The 4,170-nt window shown below is 36.3% G+C and carries 2 protein-coding genes; both read right to left on the bottom strand.

The features are described 5' to 3' along the window. Nucleotides 1–450 precede the first annotated feature (450 nt). Complete coding sequence (locus AC1DPZ_RS23150) at nucleotides 451–2,769, bottom strand: GumC family protein (RefSeq protein ID WP_477407898.1); 2,319 nt, start codon at nucleotides 2,767–2,769, stop codon at nucleotides 451–453. Between the two features lie 36 nt (nucleotides 2,770–2,805). Beyond that, complete coding sequence (locus AC1DPZ_RS23145) at nucleotides 2,806–3,558, bottom strand: polysaccharide biosynthesis/export family protein (protein WP_477407896.1); 753 nt, start codon at nucleotides 3,556–3,558, stop codon at nucleotides 2,806–2,808. Nucleotides 3,559–4,170: the final 612 nt, after the last annotated feature.

Raw genomic sequence — 4,170 nt, 5'->3', positions numbered from 1 at the left:
GTATATATAACAAGCCATTTTTTTTCATGTAAACTTGACACGTGAGTTCTGTTTAAATTTAGTTGAGGTTCCATAAAACAAAGTGTATTAACTGGCTATTTTATATGAGTATTCATGGCTTCGCCATCTCACTTACATGATGTGGTTGGGGTATTTTATTTTTGAAAAAGGGTTCCGAAAATAGTACCCGGAGAAAAATTAAATCTTTATAACTCAACAGAACGTGTAACCTAATCTTGGGTAGTTACAGCTTCGCCACTCCACTTACATGGCGTTTTGTGTTTAAAAAATTTAACTTATTTTGTAACAAACAGTATTCTTTTAATAGTTTACAGCTTCGCCATTCCACTTACATGGCACTTTGTTGAAAATACAAACTATCAAATATTCTAACACTAAATCCAATTTTTACCACCATACAGGTAAACCTGCATGATTAAAGCTATTCTACTAAGCACCATAAACAGGTGCATATCCATAACCACCATATGCATACGCCGGGCGGTTTTCTTTTTTTGCATCGTTAAATACAACCATCAGGTTTTTAAGCTTATCGTTGTCGTAAATATCCCTTAGTACATCTAATTGCGCTGTACTTGTATAATTGTAACGTACAAGGTAAATGCTCAAATCTGCATAATTAGCCAGGCTAAAGGCATCAGCAACAGCTCCAACTGGTGAGGTATCAATTATAATATAATCAAACTGAGTATTACACCATTTAAAAAGCTGATTAACGCGTTGGTCTGATAAGAGTTCAGACGGGTTTTCGGGTATTCTTCCACATCCTAACACAAATAAATTTCCTGTTTCGCCATATGGTTGAATGCAATCATATAACGAATCAATATCTCCGTCAAGAAAATCAGTGATACCCATTTTTTGTTCCAGTCCAATAGATTTGAGCAAATCGGGTTTGCGCAAATCGAACTCCATGATCAGCACTCTTTTATTTAATAAAGACAGGGTTAATGCCAGGTTGATGCTAAAAAAGGTTTTGCCCTCTCCTTTCATACATGAGGTAATCAACATGGTTTTATGCGGAAGCCCCTGGTTCAATATCCCGATATTACTACGGATATATCTAAACAATTCTGAAAGAACAGTTGTACTTCCTCTATGTATAGCTACCTGGCTGTGTTGTCCGTCGTTATGACAAAGCTCTCCCAATACCCTTACCCCTTTAATACCTAATAAGCTTGATGTATGTTTAATTTTAAAATTCAGTTTTTGACTTACAAAAATTAATAACCCGGGGGTGAACAGGCCGAGAATACTACCCAGCAAATACATTAACTGTTGCTTAGGATATTCGGGTTTAGAGTCATATGCCGGTTTATCAATTACTTGTGATGACGGAATTGTGGCAGACAAGGATAAGGCGGTTTCCTCTCTTTTTTGCAATAAATATTGATATAAGTTAGTCTTTACGCTTTGTTCTCTGCTCCGCTGTAAAAGTCCTCTTTCGAGTGACGGTACCAAACGAATCCTCGAATCATACTCTGCCGAGTTTTGTTGGAGGAGTTTATGCCCAATTGCAAACCCTTTTTTAATGTTGTTTAAATTTTCTTTAATGTTCGCACGCAGGCTCGCTATCTGGTTGCTTAAATTTTCAATGAGTGGGTTGCTTAGGTTTGCACTATTCAGCATCCTGTTTCTTTCAAGTTGAAGATCATTAAAACGGGTTACCAGCGTATTCAATACCGGATCTTTTAACCCCATTGTACTTGGCACTGCATCATATTGATTGCCAGGCTCGTTTAAATAGGCTTCAATGGACTTTACAATACCTAACTGCTCATTTGATGCTTCGAGCAATTGATTATACTCGGCAGATTTTGTCAAATTAACTTGTGTACCAGCACCAATCTCAGAAGCGCCATTTTGCTGCTTGTAAGCCTCGATATCGCCTTCTGTAGATGACAGGTCCTGTTCCATTGTTTTAAGCCGCTTATCAATAAACAAGATGGTATTAACAGCCATAAGATTTTTCTTGCGCACATTGTCGGCATTATAAGTATTAATCATATTGGTTAAAATATCGATACCCCGTTGTGGCACCGCATMAACAATACTTAATACTAATGTATTTGACTCCTTAATAACCGGGTTTACCTGTAATAAGCCAGCGCTGTATGCCGCCGCCAGTTTGCTTATATTTTTAAACAGTATAGATACATTTTGATTGCCGGAGGCAAAAGCCGGTCCTTTATCCACTTTAAATACATAATCGGCATGCTGAATCATTTGCCCGTATCTGTATATCCAGCTCTTTTTATCTTCCTTTAACAGGAAAGTATTTTGCGAATAAGTTTGAAGCTGAAGTTCTTTCAGATATGCAGTTTTACCCAGTTTTTTTATTGTAACAACAAATGGCAGTTCCTGTCCGTACAACTCATTTGTTTTATATCCGCTCTCGTTAAAATATGAAACTCCGAGGTTTAGTTTTTTAAATACATCGTATATCAGGTCTTTTGACCGTAAAACTTCCATTTCATTATCAACAGTTTTAGTTTCCTGGAACATATTTAGGTCGCTAAAGGCAGTGGCTTTCAGAAGCCCGCCGTCTCCTTTTTTGTCGTCTGGAATTTGAAGTGTACTGGTGATCTTATACAAAGGGGTAACATAATCTAAATAAAACCACACCGCCACCAAAGTGATAAGCAAACCTATTACAAACCAATACCAGCGTTTTAAATACGGCATTGCAGTATCCATAAAGTTATTATTGCCAGGTAAGGGTTGTTTTAAAATAAAGTTCGTATCCATGTTAGTTATTTTTAACATTATGCAACAGTTATATATTTATCTTTTTAAAAGTACCGCGGCCAAAACTGCAAGTGCAGAAATAGAGGCTATAACAACAGGCAATAACCGTGTATTCTGACTATATTCTACTGCTTTTGCCCTATCTGGCTCTACATAAACTATATCGTTTTGCCTTAAGTTGAAATACGGCGAATTCATTGATTCAAGTTTATTAAGATTTAACCTTGTCATGGTTTTATTGCCCTCCTCGTTGCGGATGACCAATACATTATCTCTTTTACCGTAAAYGGTCATATCTCCGGCAAGCCCTAAAGCCTCCAATAAATTCACTTTCTCGTCGGCGATAACAAACGTTGACGGTCTGTTAACTTCTCCTATCACTGTAATTTTGAAATTAATAAGCCGAACATCAACAACAGGGCTTTTAACATGTTTAGTTAATCCCGAAGCAATTGTGGTTTGCGCTTCTTCAACGGTCATGTCCTCAACTTTAACCTCACCCAGCAGGGGTAATTGAATTGTACCGTCCTTGCTTACTTTATATCCTTCTTCTTTACCAGATTGAGTACCAACTACGTAAAAAAGTTTATTTGATTCGGGGTTTAAACTGTTAACAGATACACTTACAATATCTTTTTTATGTATGCGAACTTCTTGGGCAGTTTGTGGATTATTAACAACGGTTGCATTTGCCAGGTTGCTAAAATATACCAGGTCGCGCTTGGCTGCGCAGCTTGTGATTAACATTAATGATATAACACAACCACTTAAAATTACGCTCTTCCTCATCGGTTTAAAATAACAGATTGTATTTTTTGACTGTTTCATATATCAAATTTATCTATTTGAACTTCAACAGGATAGCGTTTTCCACGATTGAATTTAAATTGTAAAGGGACTGTATTCACTTCACATAAAGTGTAAAGTTGCCTATATCATGATTTACAAACCCTGTAAAAAAGCATGTAAAACGTGTTCATAACTGTTAAAAAGACGTTAATGAAAATCCGAAATCTGCATCTCAATCAGCCTCTTTTTTTTGCAAAAATTACGCTGATAATTTGGATAAATGAGATCTGTAGTGAGGATAAGATCAACGCATGCCTTAATAAAACAGGCAGATTTTTGCACATAACAAGGTATGCACCTAAAGGCAGAGAAAATATTTACCTGCGAAAAAACATGTGTAAAAAAGAACATCTCACTGCCAGGATAAAAAATATTAAAACATAAAAAAAGCAGGTTTACACCTGCTTCATTTAATTGAATATAATAGAGATAATTGGTTTATTATGATAACCTACTATGATTTATAATTACCGGGTATTTTATTCAACTGTTACTGATTTTGCAAGATTACGTGGCTGGTCTACATTACATCCCCGCATTACAGCTATATGG

It is taken from the genome of Mucilaginibacter sp. P4_G9 (assembly GCF_056400985.1).
This window is presented reverse-complemented; position numbering and strand designations above follow the sequence as displayed.